A 19442-nucleotide genomic window follows, 5' to 3' on the forward strand; every position below is an offset into this window, starting at 1 on the left:
GTGGCGTTGCGCAGACACGCTGCCGCCACCCTCGTCGTGCCGTCGGCCGCCGCCGGGATGGCCGAGCCGGTGGGGGACAGCAGCACCAGCCGGGGCCCGCCGCCCTACGGCCGACGGCGAGCCGGGCCTCCTTCTGCTAGGCGAAGGCCGTAGCCGTGTCGTCGCGCCACGGGCGCCCACGCGTCGGGGTGCCGTCGAGGCTCCGCGTCAGGACGACCGGGCGAGGACGCAGAACTCGTGGCCCTCCGGGTCGGCCAGGCACGTCCACGGGACGTCGCCCTGGCCGACGTCGAGGTCGGTGGCGCCGAGGGCCCGCAGCCGGGCCACCTCCGCCGCTTTGTCGTCACCGGGGTCCGGCGCCAGGTCAAGATGGACGCGGTCCGGCACGGCCTTCACATCGGGCTTGCGGAGGAACTCGAGATAAGGGCCGACACCTCTGGTGTCGCGCAACACCGCATGATCGTCAGTCACCTCGTGCAGGGTCCAGTCCACCGCCTCGTCCCAGAACCGGGCCATGGCCCGGGGATCCACGCAGTCGACCACGATCGCGGCGATCGGTCCGGTGTCCCGGTAGACGTCCCGGGGCTCCAGCACGCAGAACTCGTTGCCCTCCGGGTCGGCGAGGACTGTCCACGGCACGTCGCCCTGGCCCACGTCGGCGGGAGTCGCGCCGAGAGCCTTCAGGCGCGCGACCAGCTCCGCCTGATGGGCCGCGGAGGTGGTGGCGAGATCGATGTGCACACGGTTCTTAGTCGTCGTCTTGGGTTCCGGGACGGCGATGACGTCGACGCATACGCCGGCCGGGTCCCGCCAGTCGAAGCCGACGGGTTGAACGGCGGTCGCGCCGGGCTCCGGGCTGGAGACCTGCCAGCCGAGCGCCTCCGCCCAGAACCGGCCGACCGCCGAGTCATCAAGCGCCTTTATGTTCACCAGGACAGGTCGCAGCGTCATGCCGATGATCCTAGGCACGGCCTGCTCCGGCATCGCCCGGCGCCGCATACTGATCCACCATATTGCATAAACGTGCAGCGAAACGTATAGTCATGCCATCGAGGAGGAGGGTTCCATGGCGGTACGTGTGGCGGTGGCCGGAGCGAGTGGGTACGCGGGCGGGGAACTGCTGCGCCTGCTCCTCGTCCACCCCGAGGTCGAGATCGGCGCCCTGACCGGCAACTCCAACGCCGGGCAGCGGCTAGGTGCGCTACAGCCGCACCTGCTGCCGCTGGCCGGCCGTGTGCTCCAGGAGACCACCCCCGAGGTGCTCGCCGGGCACGATGTCGTCTTCCTCGCGCTGCCGCACGGGCAGTCCGCCGCGGTCGCCGAGCAGCTCGGGCCGGATGTGCTTGTCGTCGACATGGGTGCCGACTTCCGGCTCCACGACGCGGCCGACTGGGAGAAGTTCTACGGCTCCGCGCACGCCGGGACCTGGCCCTACGGCCTCCCCGAACTGCCGGGTGCCCGCGCCGCGCTGGAGGGGTCCAAGCGTGTCGCGGTGCCCGGTTGCTATCCGACTGCCGTCTCCCTCGCCCTCTTCCCGGCGTACGCCGCCGGGCTTGCCGAGGCAGAGGCCGTGATCGTCGCCGCCTCCGGGACCTCCGGCGCCGGCAAGGCGGCCAGGACGAATCTGCTGGGCAGCGAGGTCATGGGGTCCATGTCTCCGTACGGGGTCGGCGGCGGTCACCGGCACACGCCCGAGATCGTCCAGAACCTCAGCGGCGCCGCAGGCTCGCCCGTCGCCGTCTCCTTCACGCCCACCCTCGCCCCCATGTCCCGCGGCATCCTGGCCACCTGCACCGCCGCCGCCAGGCCCGGCGTCACCGCCGAGTCCGTGCGCGCCACGTACGAGAAGGCGTTCGCCGACGAGCCGTTCGTGCACCTCCTCCCGGAGGGGCAGTGGCCCGCCACGGCGTCCGTCTACGGTTCCAACGCCGTTCAGGTGCAGGTCGCGTACGACGAGTCCGTGCGCCGCATCATCGCGATCAGCGCCATCGACAACCTGGCCAAGGGCACCGCGGGCGGTGCCGTCCAGAGCATGAACATCGCCCTCGGGCTCGACGAGACCACCGGGCTTTCCACGATCGGAGTCGCACCGTGAGCGACGCACGTGCAGCCACCGGGCCGCAGACAACTGGGGGCACCTCCCAGGCCCTTAAGGCACTGGGGGAGAAACCCGCACCTCTGCGCTGCACGGGCGACGGAGACATGAGCCGCTACCGCGGCGGGGCGAACGAGGAGATGCAGTGAGTGTCACGGCAGCACAGGGGTTCACGGCGGCGGGCATCGCCGCCGGGATCAAGGAGAACGGCAACCCGGACCTGGCCCTCGTGGTCAACAACGGGCCCCGCCTCGCCGCCGCCGGCGTCTTCACCTCCAACCGCGTCAAGGCCGCGCCGGTGCTGTGGTCGGAGCAGGTACTGAAGGGCGGCATCGTTTCCGCCGTCGTCCTCAACTCCGGTGGCGCCAATGCCTGTACGGGTCCCAAGGGGTTCCAGGACACCCACGCCACCGCCGAGAAGGTCGCCGACACCCTCGGCCTGAACGCCGGGGAGGTCGCGGTCGCCTCCACCGGACTCATCGGTCTGCTCCTGCCGATGGACAAGCTGCTGGCGGGAGTTGAGACCGTCGCCGGTCAACTCTCCGAGCACGGTGGCGAGAAGGCGGCCATCGCCATCAAGACCACCGACACCGTCCACAAGACGGCCGTCGTCAGCAAGAACGGCTGGACCGTGGGCGGCATGGCCAAGGGTGCGGGCATGCTCGCCCCCGGCCTCGCCACCATGCTCGTCGTCCTCACGACGGACGCCGACGTGGACAGCGAGCACCTGGACAAGGCGCTCCGCGCGGCCACGAGGACGACCTTCGACCGGGTCGACTCCGACGGCTGCATGTCCACCAACGACACCGTGCTGCTGCTCGCCTCCGGTGCCTCCGAAGTCGCCCCGGAACAGGCCGAGTTCGCGGAGGCCGTACGGGCCGTCTGTGACGATCTCGGGCAGCAGCTCATCCGGGACGCCGAGGGTGCCAGCAAGGACATCAAGGTCGAGGTCGTGAACGCGGCCAGCGAGGACGACGCCGTCGAGGTGGGCCGCTCCATCGCCCGCAACAACCTCCTCAAGTGCGCCATCCACGGCGAGGACCCCAACTGGGGCCGCGTCCTCTCCGCCATCGGTACGACCGCTGCCGCCTTCGAGCCCGACCAGCTCAACGTCGCCATCAACGGCGTCTGGGTCTGCAAGAACGGCGGCGTCGGCGAGGACCGCGACAAGGTCGACATGCGCTACCGCGAGGTCCACATCGTCGCCGACCTCGCCGCCGGCACCGAGACCGCCACCATCTGGACCAACGACCTCACCGCGGACTACGTCCACGAGAACAGCGCGTACTCGTCATGAGCACTACTCGCAAGCACACCGCCCTGCCCAAGGCCAGGATCCTCATCGAAGCGCTGCCCTGGCTGACCCGCCACAACGGCAAGGTCGTCGTCATCAAGTTCGGCGGAAACGCCATGGTGGACGAGGAGTTGAAGGGCGCCTTCGCACAGGACGTCGTCTTCCTGCGCCAGGCCGGCCTCAAGCCCGTCGTCGTGCACGGCGGCGGCCCGCAGATCAGCGCCGCCCTCGACAAGCACGGCATCGTGAGCGAGTTCAAGGCCGGTCTCCGGGTCACCACCGAGGACGCCATGGACGTCGTACGCATGGTGCTGGCCGGACAGGTCCAGCGGGAGCTGGTCGGACTGCTCAACCAACACGGGCCGCTCGCCGTCGGGTTGACCGGCGAGGACGCGCACACCATCACCGCCACCAAGCATCAGCCGGAGATCGACGGGGAGTTGGTCGACATCGGGCGGGTGGGCGAGATCACCGCGATCGACACGGGCGCGATCGAGGCGCTGCTCGCCGACGGCCGTATCCCGGTCGTCTCGTCGATCGCCCGTAGCCAGGACGACGGACATGTCTACAACGTCAATGCTGATACGGCGGCTGCGGCACTCGCTGCGGCACTGGGCGCCGAAACCCTCATGGTCCTCACGGACGTCGAGGGCCTCTACGAGGACTGGCCCAACTCCGACGAGGTGATCAGCCGCCTCACCGCTTCCCAACTGGAGAAGCTGCTCCCGGAGTTGAGTTCCGGCATGGTGCCGAAGATGGAGGGCTGTCTGCACGCCGTACGCAACGGTGTGAACACCGCCCGTGTCATCGACGGCCGGGTCCAGCACTCGATCCTGCTGGAGATCTTCACGGACGAGGGCATCGGCACGATGGTCGTGCCCGATGCGGAAGAAGAGGGGGATGCCGCATGAACGCCGGCCAGGACCTGAGCGCCAACCAGGAGCTGACGCAGCGCTGGCAGGGCGCGCTCATGAACAACTACGGCACCCCCCGGCTGCCCCTCGTCCGCGGCGCGGGCAGCACGGTGTGGGACGCCGACGGCAAGGCGTACGTCGACTTCGTGGGCGGCATCGCCGTCAACGCGCTCGGCCACGCGCACCCGGCGATCGTCGAGGCCGTCTCCACCCAGATCGCCTCCCTCGGCCATGTCTCCAACCTCTTCGTCGCCGAACCGCCCGTCGCGCTTGCCGAACAGCTGCTCCAGCGCTTCGGCCGGGACGGCAAGGTGTTCTTCTGCAACTCGGGGGCCGAGGCCAACGAGGGCGCCTTCAAGATCGGCCGGCTGACCGGACGGGGGCACATGGTGTCCACCGAGGGCGGCTTCCACGGCCGGACCATGGGCGCCCTCGCGCTCACCGGTCAGCCCGGAAAGCGGGAGCCCTTCGTGCCGCTGCCCGGTGACGTCACCTACGTCCCGTACGGCGACGCGCAGGCACTGGCCGCCGCCGTGACCGACGAGACCGCCCTCGTCATCATCGAGCCGATCCAGGGCGAGAACGGCGTCGTCGTCCCGCCCGCCGGCTATCTGAAGGCCGCGCGCGCGATCACCGCCGCCACCGGCGCCCTGCTCGTCCTCGACGAGGTGCAGACCGGCATCGGCCGTACCGGGCACTGGTTCGAGTACCAGGCCCACGACGGCGTCCTGCCCGACGTCGTCACCCTCGCGAAGGGCCTCGGCGGCGGACTGCCCCTCGGCGCGACCGTCGCCTTCGGCCGCGCCGCCGACCTGCTCCAGCCCGGCCAGCACGGTACGACGTTCGGCGGCAACCCGGTCGTCTGCGCCGCCGGACTCGCCGTTCTCGACACCATCTCGAACGAGGGGTTGCTGGAGAACGTCAAGCGGCAGAGCGAGAAGTTGCGGGACGGAATCGAGGGTGCGGGCCACTCGTTGATCGATTGTGTCCGGGGCGCGGGACTTCTCCTGGGTATCGTGCTCAACGAGCCCCTCGCGCCCCAGGTGCAGCAGGCGGCTCAGGACGCCGGGTTCCTGGTGAACGCGCCCGCTCCCGATGTCGTACGGCTCATGCCGCCGCTGAACATCGGTGACGCCGAAGTGGACGCGTTCCTCCAGGCACTTCCCGGGATCCTTGACGCGGTTGACGGGAAGGACTGACCGGGGAATGAGACGACGACGATGACGCAGGCGCAGGATCACGAGCACGCGGGGCCTGCCGTACCGCAGACCCGCACCGCACGCCACCGCCGGATCGTGGACATCCTCAACCGGCAACCGGTGCGGTCGCAGAGTCAGTTGGCGAAGCTGCTCGCGGACGACGGGCTGACCGTCACGCAGGCGACGCTGTCCAGGGACCTGGACGAACTGAACGCGGTGAAGATCCGCAACACCGACGGCGATCTCATCTACGCGGTGCCGAGCGAGGGCGGGTTCCGTACGCCTCGCGCTCCGCTGGGGGAGTCGGCGAAGGAGGAGCGGATGCGGCGGCTGTCCGCGGAGTTGCTGATCTCCGCGGAGGCTTCCGCGAATCTCGTGGTCCTGCGGACCCCTCCGGGGGCCGCGCAGTTCTTGGCGTCGGCGATCGACCAGGCCGAGCTGCACGATATTTTGGGGACGATCGCCGGGGACGACACGTTGATGCTGATCAGCCGGGATCCTGTGGGGGGACAGGCGTTGGCTGATCATTTGTTGGCGTTGGCTCAGAAGAACCATTGAGCGGTTGGGTTCTGGGCGCGGGCCGGTGGGGGTTTGTCGCGTCCACACGGCGGAGCCGCAAATCGATACAGCCCCGCGCCCCTGAAAGCCTCAGCCCAGCCTTCTCGCAAGGCCCCCTGTGCACCTGACCTCGTCGCCCGCCGTGATCAGCAGGGCCTCCACGTCCGGGAGCGACTCCAGCCACCGCAGTGCCTGCCTCGACCCCATCGCGAAGGCCGCCGTCGCCCAGGCGTCCGCCCACGTCAGTTTCGGGGCTACGACCGTCACCGCGACCAGGTCCGTCACCGCGGACTTGCCGGTGCGGGGGTCGACGATGTGGGTGCCGCGTTCCGCTGTGCCGGAGGTGGCCACCGCCAGTTCGTCGGTGCCCGCCGCCGAGACCACGGCCGCCAGACCGCCGGGGCGCAGGGGGTCCGACACACCTACCCGCCAAGGGCGCCCCGGGCCCGGCGCACCGCACAGCTGGACGTCCCCGCCGCCGTTGACGCTGACGCCGCTCACCCCTGCCGCGGTCAGTGTTCTGGCCGCGCGTTCCGCAGCCCAGCCCTTGACCAGGCCGGTCGGGTCGATCTGCCCCTGGTAGGTGTGGCTGAACCACCCCTCGCTGACCCGCTCCGCCTCGGCGCACAGGCCGAGTACCTCGGCGACCTCGGGGTCGCAGTCGGCGACGGAGACCTCACCGCGGGCGAGCCGGGAGATCTGGCTGTTCTCCCGGTAGGTGCTGAACACTTCGTTGACCTGGTGCAGTCCGGCGATCGCTGCTGCCAGCGCCGACCCGACCGCACGGGGGTTCCCGCCGCGGACGTCAAAGGAGAAGACGGTCCCCATGACCTCCTCCGCATGGCGTACCGCGACGGGAGCTTCGGCGGGATCAACCACCGGCCTGGTCCAGGGCCGACTGGAGGGATTTCTTGTAGCCGGCGCTGGTGTAGCTGGCGCCGGACACCGCGTCGATGTCGCCATCGCCCGCTGTCACCGCTTCCTGGTTGAGCTTGGGGATCGCGTCGCCGGAGACCTGGTCGCTCCGGCCACCGCTGGGCGCCTGGACCGCCGACGCCGAGGTGATCCTGCCCTTGGTCAGCGTGACCCGGACCTGCACCGGGCCGTACTCCGTCTGGACCACGCTTCCGGTGTACGTGCCACCGCCGTCGGAGGTCGCCCCGCCCGCCGCCGCACCGCTCTCCGCGGCACCGGAGCCCGTCGTTGAGCCCGTCGCTGAGCCCGCTGCCGAGCCCGCTGTCGGGTCGGCTGGAGCCGCCCCCGCGCCCGTCCCCTTGTCCGATTCCGCAGCGGGAACCTTGTCCAGGGCGGACTGGAGCGACTTCTTGTAGCCGGCGCTCGTGTAGCTGGCGCCCGAGATCGCGTCGATGTTCGCGTTGCCGGCGGCGACCGCTTCCTGGTTGAGCTTGGGTACGGCGTTGCCGGAGATCTGGGTGCTCTGGCCGCCGGTCGGGGCCTTGACGGCCTCCGCCTTGGTGATCTTGCCGCCGCTCACCGTGATGCGGACCTGGACCGGGCCGTACTGGGTGTCGACCGCGTCGCCGGTGACCGTGGCGGCCTGGGCCGCACCGCCGCCACCGGTGGCGGCGCCCGTACCCGCGCTGGCCTTGTCCAGCGCGGACTGGAGCGACTTCCCGTAGCCGGCGCTGGTGTAGCTGGCGCCGGAGATCGCGTCGACACTGCCGCCGGTGCCGGCCGTGACCGCTTCCTGGTTGAGTTTGGGGATCGCGTTGCCGGAGATCTGGTCGCTCTGGCCGCCCTTGGGCTGCTGGAGCGCCTCCGCTTTGGTGATCTTGCCGCCGCTCACCGTGATGCGGACCTGGACCGGGCCGTACTGGGTCTGGACGGTGTCGCCGGTGAAGCTGCCGTCCTTGGCGGCCGCGCCGCCCTGGGCCGACTCCTGCGCCGCAGCCGTCTGCTGTGGCAGGGCGCCGGCCGCCTGCGCGCCTCCGGGGTCCGACGACGGCTTCAGCGTCAGCAGCAGGACGATTCCGGAGACCGTGGCGGCGCTCGCCAGCATGATGCGCCTAAAAGGGTGACTCTTCTTCATTGCTCCTGGCTCCCGTCGCTCACATCTCGAACGACTCGTGGTGGATACGGCGCGCCGGAACACCCGCGCCGCGCAATGCCTCGTACACACCCTGCGCGAAGCCGGGTGGCCCGCACAGGAAGACGTCGTGGTCGTCGATGTCCGGCAGCTTCCGGCGCAGCGACTCCGCCGAGATGTCCGGGCGCTCTCCGTCGGGGCTGTTCACCGCGTACATGAGCCGGGCGCCGCGCTCGTTGGCGATGGTCGCCAGCTCGTCCCACAGGGCCAGGTCCTGGGTGCTGTTGGCCCGGTAGAGAAGGGTCAGGTCGCCCGCCGCACCGGGCAGGGTCTCGAACAGGGCCCGCATCGGGGTGATGCCGACACCGCCGGCCACCAGCAGCACCTTGCCCTGGCTGCGCTTGGAGGCGGTGAGGGCGCCGTACGGGCCCTCGGCCCACACGCGGGTGCCGGGCTCCAGCTCGCGCAGGGCCGAGCTGTGGTCGCCGATCGCCTTCACGGTGATGCGCAGCATGTTGGGGCGGGGGGCCGCCGACAGGGAGTACGGGTGCGAGCTGAACCGCATACCGGGGGCCAGGAAGCGCCAGCGGAAGAACTGGCCCGCCTCCGCGCCCATCCGGTGCAGCTTCCGGCCGCTCATCAGCACGGACACGATGCCCGGGGTCTCCTCGATGACCGCCTCGACCCGCAGCCGGTGGCGCATGTTCAGCCGGATCGGCGTGACGATGCGGTACCAGAGGACCAGCGCGGTCACCGAGCCGTACAGTGCGTACCAGGCGGTCTTCGCGGCCGGCTCCACGACGAACTCGTTGCCCGTGGACAGCTGGTGCCAGAACGTCAGGAACGTGGCCGCGTACGTCAGCAGGTGCACGTGGTACCAGAGGTCGTACGGGATCATCCGCCGGACCGGGCCGATGGAGCTGAGCCCGATGACCACCAGCAGCCCCGTGCCGATCGCCGCCTTGCCCATGTCGGGCAGCTGGTTCACCGAGTCGACCGTCTGCTGGACGATGTCGCCGAACGTCTTCCCGGCCTGGAGGGCGTAGCCGTACATGATCAGGACCACATGCGCCACGACCAGGCTGAGCGTGTACCGGCCGCTCATCGCGTGCCAGCGCGCCACCCGGTCCGAGCCGACCCGGCGCTCCAGCGCGGGCACCCGGGCCATCTGGAGCACCACCAGCGCCATCAGGTAACCGGCGAGCAGACCCGTGATCCGGCCCGCCGCGATGACCTGGGCGGTGGTGTCGGCCAGGGAGGGCGTGTTGCTCCACCACAGCCAGATCACACCGGCCGCGCCCGCTCCTACGGCGAGCAGCAGCGGGACGGCGGGCGATCGGCGGGGTCGGATGCGGCGCATCGTCTGGCGCCGCGCGGCACGTCCGCCTGCGATCGTGGTGGTCACGGTTCCTCCGTGGGACGGGGTCGAGAGGCTTGGCCCCTTGGCCCACACATACGTGCCACGACGGCTGAGTGTTCAGTGACCCGGTAAGTCCACAGACAACGGGAGTGACGGCCGGTAACACCTCCTCGGTGAGACTCGGCGAAGCTCAGCGATGCTCAGTAGCGGACGACGGCCGTCGGCCCGCTCTCCGTGCCGATCGCGATGTGCGGCCGGCGGCCCGGATCGGCCCACGCCAGGATCGCCCGCATCGCCTCCGCCGACACGGACACACAACCTGCCGTCGCGCCACGCCCGTTGACGTGCAGGAAGATCCCCGCGCCGCGCTTGCGCACCGGCCTGGCGTAGTTGAAACCGATGACGTACGCGTGCGCGTACTGCTGCGGGTACGAGATCAGGTGCTCGGACTCGGAGGCCCGGCAGTCGGCGGGGCGGGGCTCGGTCCAGCGGTTGTAGGAGCGCGAGTCGTTGTCCTGGCACCACCAGGAGTTCTGCCGCACGGGCCGGTAGGCGACCTTGGTACCGCTGGGCGCCTTCTTGATGCCGAAGGCGTAGGGGAGGTCGTACAGCCCGGTGGGAGTGGTGTTCGTGCTCTGTCTGCGGGAGCCGCCCTCGACGAGCCCGTTGGCGCCGAAGCGGGCGGGCGCGGAGCCGGCCTTCGTCCACGTCCCGTCGCGCAGGTTCCACCAGGTGACCGTGCCGGACGTCGCCTTGGCACGCGGCGCCTGAGCCGTGATCAGCTGGGAGCCACCGCCGGTGTCGGCCATCCGGGCGGGCAGCGGCGGCGCGGCCGTGGGAGGGGCACCGGGGGCGAGCACGAGAAGGGACGCGGACGCAAGGACGACGGCGGCTCCGGGACGCATGGCTCAGACGGTACTGGGCGGGAGCGGCAACGGCAGCCCCGGTAGTCCGTCCAGGCTCGTCGCGATGTGGTCCTTCTTCTCGAAGTAGGCGCTGAGCGAGGCGTCGTCCTCGCGCGCGAAGCGCCTGGCATGCAGATCGCGGTCACCGTCGTACGACATGAAGGGCACCGAGTACCCGCAGCTGTCCCGGACGAGTTCGGCCCGTACGACGATGATCGCGCGCAGGCCGTGCGCGGTTGCGTCGATGTCCGGGAAGCGGGCGAGGAGTTCGGGGAAGCGCGGGTCGTCACGGAAGACCGGCTCACCGCGGCCGTGCACCCGCACGATGTTCGGCGGGCCCTCGAAGGCACACCACATGAGCGTGATCCGGCCGTTCTCGCGAAGATGGGCGACGGTCTCGGCGGTGCTGCCCGCGAAGTCGAGATAGGCCACGGTCAGCTCGTCGAGAATCACGAAGGATCCCTTGAGGCCCTTGGGGGAGAGGTTGACCGTGCCGTCGCCGGCCAGCGGGGCGGTCGCGGTGAAGAAGAGGGGCTGTGCCTCGATGAACGTACGCAGGCGGCCGTCTATGCGCTCGTAAGTCTTTCCCATGACTAACTATTGTCGGGGAAAGTCATTCGCCTGTCTAAGGGTTTTGGTGATCTGTCTACGGTCGTACGACTGAACAGGGACCGAGGCCGCCCCGGCCGGCGTTCGCGACGGGGCGGCCACAGTGCCTGTGTCACGTCACTTCGTGAACGTGCAGTCGGCCAGCGATTCGAGGCCGACCGGCTTGGCGGCGGTGCGGCCGATGGAGATGACGATGCGGTCGATGGTCGACGCGCGCTTGCCCTCGAGCGGACCGACGATCGCGTTCTGGACGAAGTTCGCGCCACCCTGGCCGACCGTGTTCGCGAGCCGGGTGTTGGACTCGGCGATCTGCGTGTTCAGCAGGGCCAGGTTGCGGTCGACCTCGGCCTTCGCCGACGCCGGGATCGCGGGCAGCTTCGAGGCCACGTCCGGGCAGCTGATGGTGCCGGCGCCGTTGTTGTTACCGGCGTTGCCGGCGTTACCCGTGTTGCCCGCGTTACCGGTGTTCCCCGCATTGCCCGCGTTCCCGGCGTTGCCACCCGCCTGCTGGGGCGGCGTCGCGGCAGGCGCGGCCACCCCGGCCCCGTTGAGGGTGCAGGGTGCCAGCGCGTCGAGGCCGACCGGCTTGGCGGCGGTGCGGCCGATGGCGGTGGCGATGCGGTTGATGGTCGCCACACGCTTGTCCTTGAGCGGACCGACGATCGCGTTCTGGACGAAGTTGGGGCCGCCCTGGCCCTGGGTGTCGACGATGCGCTTGTTGGCCTCGGCGATCTGCGTGTTCAGCAGGGCGAGGTTGCGGTCGACCTCGGCCTTCGCCGACGCCGGGATCGCGGGCAGTCTGTTCGCGACCGCCGGGCAATTCACCGTCGCGACCGCGGCCTTGGTGGTCGCCTGGGTGGAGGTGTTGTTCTTGGACGTTTCCCCGGCAAGGGCGGAGCCGGCGACGATCGCACCGGTCAGAGCCACTGCGGCGGCGCCGCCGATGATGCCCACACGACGCTTGTTGTACTTCGGAAGAGCCCTGGACATGCGGATGCCTCACTCGGGTCAGGGGGTGGCTGTGCGGTTCAACTCGGTGTACAGACGCGGCGCCTGCGTCTGGCGTGAGGTACGGGTAAGCGGTTTCGCGTGTTCAAAGACTCGTCAAACATCTGGAAGAAAATTTCCCGAGATTGACGAACCATGCAGAGTCCTGCATACTCATGCATGTCAGCGAATGCACTGTGAGGAGAAAACCCGTGACCGAGCGCGTCGTACTCGCCTACTCAGGCGGTCTGGACACCTCCGTCGCCATCGGCTGGATCGCCGAGGAGACGGGCGCCGAGGTCATCGCCGTTGCGGTCGACGTCGGCCAGGGCGGCGAGGACCTGGACGTCATCCGCAAGCGCGCGCTCGCCTGCGGCGCTGTCGAGGCCGAGGTCGCGGACGCCAAGGACGAGTTCGCCGAGGAGTACTGCCTCCCGGCGATCAAGGCCAACGCCCTCTACATGGACCGCTACCCGCTGGTCTCCGCCCTCTCCCGGCCGACGATCGTCAAGCACCTCGTCGCCGCCGCCCAGAAGCACGGCGCCACCACGGTCGCCCACGGCTGCACCGGCAAGGGCAACGACCAGGTGCGGTTCGAGGCCGGCATCGTCGCCCTCGCCCCCGACCTCCAGTGCATCGCCCCGGTCCGTGACTACGCGATGACCCGCGACAAGGCGATCGCCTTCTGCGAGGCGAAGCAGCTCCCGATCGCCACCACCAAGAAGTCCCCGTACTCCATCGACCAGAACGTCTTCGGGCGCGCGGTCGAGACGGGCTTCCTGGAGGACATCTGGAACGCCCCGATCGAGGACATCTACGAGTACACCTCGAACCCGGCCACCCCGCGCGAGGCCGACGAGGTCGTCGTCTCCTTCAAGGAGGGCGTCCCGGTCGCCATCGACGGCAAGCCCGTCACCGTCCTCCAGGCGATCCAGCAGCTCAACGAGCGCGCCGGTGCCCAGGGCATCGGCCGGATCGACATGGTCGAGGACCGTCTCGTCGGCATCAAGTCCCGCGAGGTGTACGAGGCTCCGGGCGCGATCGCCCTGATCACGGCCCACCAGGAGCTGGAGAACGTCACGGTCGAGCGTGAACTCGCCCGCTACAAGCGCCAGGTCGAGCAGCGCTGGGGCGAGCTGGTCTACGACGGCCAGTGGTTCTCCCCGCTCAAGCGCGCCCTGGACGGTTTCATCAACGAGGCCAACCAGCACGTCAACGGCGATGTCCGGATGACCCTGCACGGCGGCCGCGCGGTCGTCACGGGCCGGCGCTCGGACACGTCCCTCTACGACTTCAACCTCGCCACGTACGACACGGGCGACACCTTCGACCAGGCCGCGGCCAAGGGCTTCATCGACATCTACAGCCTGTCGTCGAAGATCGCCGCGAAGCGGGACCAGGCGTAACCGATACCGTTGTCGCCACCGCCTCCCTTCCCCGTGCGGGTGGGGAGGCGGTGGCACATCCGGAGCCCGAACACCTGAACATCCGGAACCCGAGAGCAACCCCTCCGAGGAGCACGCAAGTGAGCAGCAACAGCGGTGACGTACGGCTCTGGGGCGGCCGTTTCGCCGACGGTCCCGCCGAGGCCCTGGCCAAGCTGTCCGCGTCCGTCCACTTCGACTGGCGGCTCGCGCCCTACGACATCGCCGGATCGCGTGCCCACGCGCGCGTGCTGCACAAGGCGGGCCTGCTCACTCAGGACGAGCTGACCCGCATGCTGGCCGGCCTCGACCAGCTCGAAGCGGATCTCGCCGACGGCACCCTCGTCCCCACGATCGCCGACGAGGACATCCACACGGCCCTGGAACGCGGCCTGTTGGCGATCCTCGGCCCCGACCTCGGCGGCAAGCTCCGCGCCGGCCGCTCGCGCAACGACCAGGTCGCGACCCTCTTCCGCATGTACCTGCGGGACCACGCCCGTACGATCGCCGGCCTGATCGCCGACCTCCAGGACGCGCTGATCGGCCTCGCGGAGGCCCACCCGGACGTGGCGATGCCCGGCCGCACCCACCTCCAGCACGCCCAGCCGGTCCTGTTCGCCCACCACGTCCTGGCCCACGTCCAGCCCCTGGCCCGAGACGCGGAGCGCCTGCGCCAGTGGGACGAGCGCACCGCGGTCTCCCCGTACGGCTCGGGCGCGCTGGCCGGTTCGTCACTCGGCCTGGACCCGGAGTCGGTCGCCAGGGACCTCGGCTTCGAGCACGGCAGCGTGGGCAACTCGATCGACGGCACGGCCTCGCGCGACTTCGTCGCCGAGTTCGCCTTCATCACGGCGATGATCGGGGTCAACCTCTCCCGGATCGCCGAGGAGATCATCATCTGGAACACGAAGGAGTTCTCCTTCGTGACCCTGCACGACGCCTTCTCCACGGGCTCGTCGATCATGCCGCAGAAGAAGAACCCGGACATCGCGGAGCTCGCACGCGGCAAGAGCGGCCGCCTGATCGGCAACCTCACGGGCCTGATGGCGACCCTGAAAGCCCTCCCTCTCGCCTACAACCGCGACCTCCAGGAGGACAAGGAGCCGGTCTTCGACTCCTGCGACCAGCTGGAGGTCCTGCTCCCCGCCTTCACCGGCATGATGGCCACGCTCACCGTCCACCGCGACCGCATGGAGGAACTGGCCCCGGCCGGCTTCTCCCTCGCCACGGACATCGCCGAGTGGCTGGTCAAGAAGGGCGTCCCGTTCCGGGTGGCCCACGAGGTCGCGGGCGAGTGCGTGAAGGCGGCGGAGGCCGACGGGGTGGAGCTGGACGGACTCACGGACGACCAGTTCGCGAAGATCAGCGCCCACCTCACCCCGGAGGTCCGCTCGGTCCTCAACGTCCCGGGCGCCCTCGCCTCCCGCAACGGCCGCGGCGGCACGGCCCCGAGCGCGGTGGCGATCCAACTGGCAGAGGTGAAGGCGAACGTGGCGACACAGCACGAATGGGCAACAGCCAAGTCGAAGTAGCAACCGGGTCCGCGCCCCTGAAGGGCCGCAGGCCCCTTCAGGGGCGCGGGGCTGTATCGATTTGCGGCTCCGCCGCGTGGGCGCGACAAGCCACAACGACCCCGCACCCGTCACCCAACCGCACCCCCGAGCTCCGAGGCGAAGGGGGTCGTAGGGGCACGGCCCCTGGGGATGGGACGGGTAGGGGCGGCGGGGGCGATGAACCGCCCAGCCGCCGGAGGCACCCGCCACGCACGACAAAGGTCATCGCGGGTTACGTTGGTCGGAAGCCGTAAGGAGCCGACCGAACGGAGCCCACGATGCCCTTCGCCCGACTGGCCACAGCGACAACCCCCACCTGCCACCTCGGACTGGGCCTCGCCGCAGTCGCCCGCCCCGGCTACATCAACCTCGGCCGGGACACCGACCTCGGAGACAACCGCAGCGTCGACGCCCTCCGCACCCGCACCCACGAACTCCTCGACGCCGCCTACGCCCAGGGTGTCCGCTACTTCGACGTGGCCCGCTCGTACGGCCGCTCCGAGGAATTCCTGGCCGACTGGCTGAAGACGCACCCCGAAATCGACGATGTCGTGATCGGCAGCAAGTGGGGTTACACCTACACAGCCGACTGGACCACCGACGCCGAGCAGCACGAGGTGAAGGACCACAGCCTCCAGACGTACGAGCGTCAGCGCGCCGAAACCGATCACCTGCTCGGCGCCCGTCTGGACCTCTACCAGATCCACTCGCTGACCCCCGACAGCCCGGCCCTGTCGGACAAGGAACTGCACGCCCGTCTCGCGCAGGCCGCCGCAGAGGGCCTGACCATCGGTTTCTCCACCAGCGGCCCCGCCCAGGCCGACACCGTCCGCGCCGCCCTCGCCGTCACGGTCGACGGCGAGCCCCTCTTCCGTACCGTCCAGTCGACGTACAACGTCCTGGAGACCTCCGCCGGGCCGGCGCTGGCCGAGGCCCACGACGCCGGACTGACGGTGATCGTCAAGGAGGGCATGGCCAACGGCCGCCTCGCCGCCGGGCAGGCGCCGGACGCCGTACGGGCGATCGCCGAGGAGACAGGGCTCGGCGCGGACGCCGTCGCCCTCGCACTGGTGCTGCGGCAGCCGTGGGCGGGGGTCGTACTGTCCGGCGCGGCCACGGCCGGCCAGCTCGCTTCCAACCTGCATGCGGCGGTCGTCGACCTCGACGAGGACCAGCTGTCGCGCCTGACCGCGCTGGTGGAGGAGCCGCGCGTCTACTGGGAGCGACGCGGGCAGCTGCCCTGGCACTGAGATCTTGACTGAGCAGGCGATTCTGATACGTGCACGCTTCTAATGAGACATGAATGTCTCACGTGGCCTATGCTTGTCTCATGGCCGTCGACCGTGAACACGTGCTGCGCAGCGCAGCCGCCCTGCTCACCCGGAAATCCACGTCCACCATGGACGAGGTCGCCAAGGCGGCCGGAATCAGCCGGGCCACGCTGCACCGCCACTTCGCCGGGCGGGACACGCTGGTACGGGCCCTCGAAGGGCTCGGCATCGAGGAGTGCGAGGCGGCTCTGACGGCCGCGCGACTCGGCGACGGCACCGCTCAGGAGGCTGTGCGCCGCCTGGTGCGGGAGCTCGAACCCGCCGCCGGACTGCTCGCGTTCCTCTACACGGAGAACCAACTCTTCGAGGGCGAGGGGCAGAACGAGGGCTGGGCCCGGATCGACGCCGGGATCGCCGCCCTGTTCCGGCGCGGCCAGCAGAGCGGTGAGTTCCGCATCGACCTCACCCCGGCCTGGCTCACCGAGGCGCTCTACGGGCTCATGGCCTCCGGCGCCTGGGCCGTGAGCGAGGGCCGAGTCGCCTCCAAGGACTTCAACCACATGATCGTCGAGCTGTTGCTCGGCGGCGCACTACGGAGAGAGGAATCATGACCAGCACCCTGCAGCCGGCCCACGCGACGGAGGAAGGGAGGCGTCCGGGCCGCTGGCTCGCGCTGTCCGTCCTCGTGCTGGCCGTGCTGCTGGTGGCCGTCGACGCGACCGTTCTCGGTCTCGCGACCCCCTATATCAGCGAGGACCTGAAGCCGTCCGGCACCCAGTTGCTGTGGATAGGCGACGTCTACTCGTTCGTCATCGCGGGCCTGCTCGTCTCCATGGGCAGCCTCGGCGACCGTATCGGCCGTAAGCGGCTGCTCCTCATCGGCGCGACGGCGTTCGGCGCGGTGTCCGTGCTCAACGCCTACGCGACGTCACCGGAGTTGCTGATCCTGGCGCGGGCGCTGCTCGGTGTCGCGGGCGCGACTCTGATGCCGGCCACGCTCGCCCTGATCCGCAATCTCTTCCACGACCCGCGCGAACGCAGCCTCGCCATCGGCATCTGGGGCGCGACCGCCTCCGCCGGCACCGCGGTCGGCCCGGTCGTCGGTGGCTTCCTGCTCGAACACTTCTGGTGGGGCTCGGTCTTCCTGATCAACCTGCCGGTGATGGTGGTTCTCGTCCTGGTCGGCATCAGGCTGCTCCCCGAGTCGCGCGACCCGGCGCCGGGCCCGTGGGACCTGTGGAGCGTCGTACTGTCCCTCGTCGGCATGGTCGGCATCGTGTACGGCATCAAGGAGGCGGCGTCACACGGGTTCTCGTGGCCGGCGCTGGGCGCGGCAGTCATGGGCGCCGTGGCTCTGTACGGCTTCGTGCGCCGCCAACTCGCCCTCCCCGTCCCTCTCCTGGACATGCGGTTGTTCCGCGACCGGGGGTTCAGCGGGGCGGTGCTCGCCGACCTGCTGACCATCCTGGGACTGTCCGGGCTGGTGTTCTTCCTCTCGCAGTATCTGCAACTGGTGCAGGGCCGGGGGCCGTTGGAGGCAGGCCTCGCCGAACTGCCCGCGGCGGTCGGTGCGGTGGTGGCAGGTCTGCTCGCCGGTGCGGCCGCCCGGCGCTACTCGGTACGGGCCGTGGTCTCGGGCGGCCTCGCGGCCATCGGCCTGGCTCTGGCGGCGCTCACCCTGGTGGACCAGTCGACCGGCTACCCGCTGCTCGGCACCACGCTGCTGGTCGTGGGTGTGGGTGCGGGCCTCTCCTTCACCGTGACCTCCGACGTCATCCTGGGAGGCGTCCCCAAGGAACAGGCGGGTGCGGCAGCGGCGGTGTCGGAAACGGCATACGAACTGGGCGCCGCCCTCGGTATCGCCCTTCTCGGCTCCGTCGTCACAGGCGTCTACCGAAACTTCGACGCCCCGGCGGGCACACCGGCCGAGGCCCACGAATCACTGGGCGGCGCGGTGGAAACGGCGGCGGGCCTGCCGGCACCCACCGGCGAAGCACTTCTGGCGGCGGCCCGCGAGGCGTTCACAGACGGCATCGCACTTGCGGCAGGCGCGGGCGCGTTGGTCCTGCTGGCAGCGGCGTGGGCGGCGTGGGTACTGCTGAAGGGACAACGACTGGAGGGGCGGGGCAACCACCCCTAGCCGGGCCCTGATCGCGCCGGGTGCGCACAGAGGGGCGGCGGGGCTGTATCCATCTGCGGCTCCGCCGCGGGGCGCGACAAGCCACAACGAACCCGCACCCGGCGAACAAGCCTCAAAACCCCTACGCGGCTTTGGCCTTCGTGGCGTACATATCCACATACTCCTGCCCGGACAGCCGCATGACCTCAGTCATCACCGAGTCCGTAACCGCCCGCAACACATACCGGTCCCGATCCATCCCCTCGTACCGAGAGAACTCCATCGCCTCACCGAACCGCACCGTGACTCGCCCCGGCCGGGGCATACCCGCCCCGCCCGGCTGCAACTTGTCCGTGCCGATCATCGCGAACGGCACGACCGGTGCGCCCGTCATCAGGGTCAGTCGGGCGATGCCGGTGCGGCCCCGGTAGAGACGGCCGTCGGGGGAGCGCGTGCCCTCGGGGTAGATCCCGAACATGCGGCCCTCCTCCAGCACCCGGCGACCGGTCATCAGCGCCGCGACACCGCCGTTGGCCCCGTCCCGGTCGACCGGGATCATGCCGACGCCGGTGAAGAACCAGGCCATGAGGCGGCCCTTGAAACCCTCGCCGGTGACGTACTCGTCCTTGCCGATGAACACGACCTGCCGGTCGCAGACCAACGGCAGGATCATCGAGTCGATGAACGTGAGGTGGTTGCCGGCCAGGATCACCGGACCGTCCCCCGGGATGTGCTCCACGCCTTCCACCCGTGGGCGGAACATCAGGCGCATGATCGGTCCGAGCAGTGCCTTGATGAGCGCGAAGCGGGACAACGGGCCCTCCGGTGTCAAGGGATCGGTATAAGTCTGTGCAGGTGAGGACGATACTCGCGCCTCGGGGGGTAGTGCACATCGGGTTCACCGACTGCTTACGTACTGTTGACCCGCGTTTACCTGCGGTGGCACGGTGTTGCGGGCAGGTGACGGACCGCCATAAATGTGACGGAGATCGCGCGAGTCGTACAGGACACACCGACCGCCTACCCACCACGGCCACGTCAATGCCGACATCCGGCGTCACCCGTGTGTTCTGCCCGAGGCCTCCCTGTCGCCATGTACACGCACCT

The 19442-nt window shown here is 69.8% G+C and carries 19 protein-coding genes; 11 read left to right on the plus strand and 8 right to left on the minus strand.

Annotation, left to right across the window (positions count from 1 at the left end; translation table 11 throughout):
• Nucleotides 1-207: 207 nt before the first annotated feature.
• Complete coding sequence (locus OG734_RS39835; RefSeq protein ID WP_330292272.1) at nucleotides 208-951, minus strand: VOC family protein; 744 nt, start codon at nucleotides 949-951, stop codon at nucleotides 208-210.
• Nucleotides 952-1066: 115 nt separating this feature from the next.
• Here OG734_RS39835 and argC point away from each other — a divergent pair, with 115 nt between their 5' ends.
• From argC to OG734_RS39865, 6 genes are read left to right on the plus strand one after another with little or no spacing between them, the layout of a single operon-like run.
• Nucleotides 1067-2095, plus strand: coding sequence for an N-acetyl-gamma-glutamyl-phosphate reductase (argC, locus tag OG734_RS39840; protein ID WP_330292273.1), 1029 nt, complete (start codon nucleotides 1067-1069; stop codon nucleotides 2093-2095).
• The gene (locus OG734_RS39845; RefSeq protein WP_330292274.1) at nucleotides 2092-2244 is read left to right on the plus strand and encodes a hypothetical protein; all 153 of its coding nucleotides are present in this window, start codon (nucleotides 2092-2094) and stop codon (nucleotides 2242-2244) included. Before argC ends, OG734_RS39845 begins: the two co-directional genes overlap by 4 nt.
• Nucleotides 2241-3392 (plus strand): bifunctional glutamate N-acetyltransferase/amino-acid acetyltransferase ArgJ, encoded by a 1152-nt coding sequence (gene argJ / locus OG734_RS39850; protein ID WP_330292275.1) that lies wholly within the window; start codon nucleotides 2241-2243, stop codon nucleotides 3390-3392. Before OG734_RS39845 ends, argJ begins: the two co-directional genes overlap by 4 nt.
• Nucleotides 3389-4300 (plus strand): acetylglutamate kinase, encoded by a 912-nt coding sequence (gene argB / locus OG734_RS39855; RefSeq protein ID WP_330292276.1) that lies wholly within the window; start codon nucleotides 3389-3391, stop codon nucleotides 4298-4300. Before argJ ends, argB begins: the two co-directional genes overlap by 4 nt.
• On the plus strand, nucleotides 4297-5502 hold the full coding sequence (locus OG734_RS39860) for an acetylornithine transaminase (protein ID WP_330292277.1): 1206 nt from the start codon (nucleotides 4297-4299) through the stop codon (nucleotides 5500-5502). Before argB ends, OG734_RS39860 begins: the two co-directional genes overlap by 4 nt.
• Nucleotides 5503-5523: 21 nt before the next feature.
• Nucleotides 5524-6060: an arginine repressor gene (locus OG734_RS39865; RefSeq protein ID WP_189146281.1), complete on the plus strand. Its 537-nt coding sequence runs from the start codon at nucleotides 5524-5526 to the stop codon at nucleotides 6058-6060.
• A 90-nt stretch (nucleotides 6061-6150) separates the two neighbouring features.
• Here the strand turns inward: OG734_RS39865 and OG734_RS39870 are convergent, their stop codons facing one another.
• The 6 genes from OG734_RS39870 to OG734_RS39895 all read right to left on the minus strand — a co-directional run bounded on the left by OG734_RS39870 (nucleotide 6151) and on the right by OG734_RS39895 (nucleotide 11971).
• On the minus strand, nucleotides 6151-6888 hold the full coding sequence (locus OG734_RS39870) for an FAD:protein FMN transferase (RefSeq protein ID WP_330293955.1): 738 nt from the start codon (nucleotides 6886-6888) through the stop codon (nucleotides 6151-6153).
• A gap of 43 nt (nucleotides 6889-6931) precedes the next feature.
• A complete protein-coding gene (locus OG734_RS39875) occupies nucleotides 6932-8080 on the minus strand; it encodes an FMN-binding protein (protein ID WP_330292278.1) in 1149 nt (382 codons plus the stop codon).
• Nucleotides 8081-8129: 49 nt separating this feature from the next.
• Entirely contained in the window at nucleotides 8130-9512 is a 1383-nt protein-coding gene (locus OG734_RS39880; protein ID WP_330292279.1) for a ferredoxin reductase family protein, read from the minus strand.
• 155 nt (nucleotides 9513-9667) lie between these two features.
• Nucleotides 9668-10372, minus strand: a complete 705-nt coding sequence (locus OG734_RS39885) for a L,D-transpeptidase family protein (protein ID WP_330292280.1) — start codon at nucleotides 10370-10372, stop codon at nucleotides 9668-9670.
• Nucleotides 10373-10375: 3 nt separating this feature from the next.
• Nucleotides 10376-10963, minus strand: coding sequence for a pyridoxamine 5'-phosphate oxidase family protein (locus OG734_RS39890; RefSeq protein ID WP_330292281.1), 588 nt, complete (start codon nucleotides 10961-10963; stop codon nucleotides 10376-10378).
• A gap of 135 nt (nucleotides 10964-11098) precedes the next feature.
• The gene (locus OG734_RS39895) at nucleotides 11099-11971 is read right to left on the minus strand and encodes a hypothetical protein (RefSeq protein ID WP_330292282.1); all 873 of its coding nucleotides are present in this window, start codon (nucleotides 11969-11971) and stop codon (nucleotides 11099-11101) included.
• Between the two features lie 209 nt (nucleotides 11972-12180).
• On the opposite strand from OG734_RS39895, the gene OG734_RS39900 reads away from it, so the two are divergent.
• The 5 genes from OG734_RS39900 (at nucleotide 12181) to OG734_RS39920 (ending at nucleotide 18356) form a co-directional block, all read left to right on the plus strand.
• The gene (locus OG734_RS39900; protein WP_330292283.1) at nucleotides 12181-13374 is read left to right on the plus strand and encodes an argininosuccinate synthase; all 1194 of its coding nucleotides are present in this window, start codon (nucleotides 12181-12183) and stop codon (nucleotides 13372-13374) included.
• Nucleotides 13375-13493: 119 nt separating this feature from the next.
• The gene (argH, locus tag OG734_RS39905; protein ID WP_330292284.1) at nucleotides 13494-14924 is read left to right on the plus strand and encodes an argininosuccinate lyase; all 1431 of its coding nucleotides are present in this window, start codon (nucleotides 13494-13496) and stop codon (nucleotides 14922-14924) included.
• A gap of 299 nt (nucleotides 14925-15223) precedes the next feature.
• On the plus strand, nucleotides 15224-16195 hold the full coding sequence (locus OG734_RS39910) for an aldo/keto reductase (RefSeq protein ID WP_330292285.1): 972 nt from the start codon (nucleotides 15224-15226) through the stop codon (nucleotides 16193-16195).
• A gap of 80 nt (nucleotides 16196-16275) precedes the next feature.
• Nucleotides 16276-16827: a TetR/AcrR family transcriptional regulator gene (locus OG734_RS39915; RefSeq protein WP_330292286.1), complete on the plus strand. Its 552-nt coding sequence runs from the start codon at nucleotides 16276-16278 to the stop codon at nucleotides 16825-16827.
• Entirely contained in the window at nucleotides 16824-18356 is a 1533-nt protein-coding gene (locus OG734_RS39920; protein WP_330292287.1) for an MFS transporter, read from the plus strand. Before OG734_RS39915 ends, OG734_RS39920 begins: the two co-directional genes overlap by 4 nt.
• Before the next feature lie 121 nt (nucleotides 18357-18477).
• Here OG734_RS39920 and OG734_RS39925 read toward each other — a convergent pair whose 3' ends face one another.
• On the minus strand, nucleotides 18478-19149 hold the full coding sequence (locus OG734_RS39925) for a lysophospholipid acyltransferase family protein (protein WP_330293956.1): 672 nt from the start codon (nucleotides 19147-19149) through the stop codon (nucleotides 18478-18480).
• Nucleotides 19150-19442 lie beyond the last annotated feature (293 nt).

Origin of the sequence: Streptomyces sp. NBC_00576 (assembly GCF_036345175.1) — a bacterium.
In the GTDB taxonomy this organism is placed as follows: domain Bacteria; phylum Actinomycetota; class Actinomycetes; order Streptomycetales; family Streptomycetaceae; genus Streptomyces.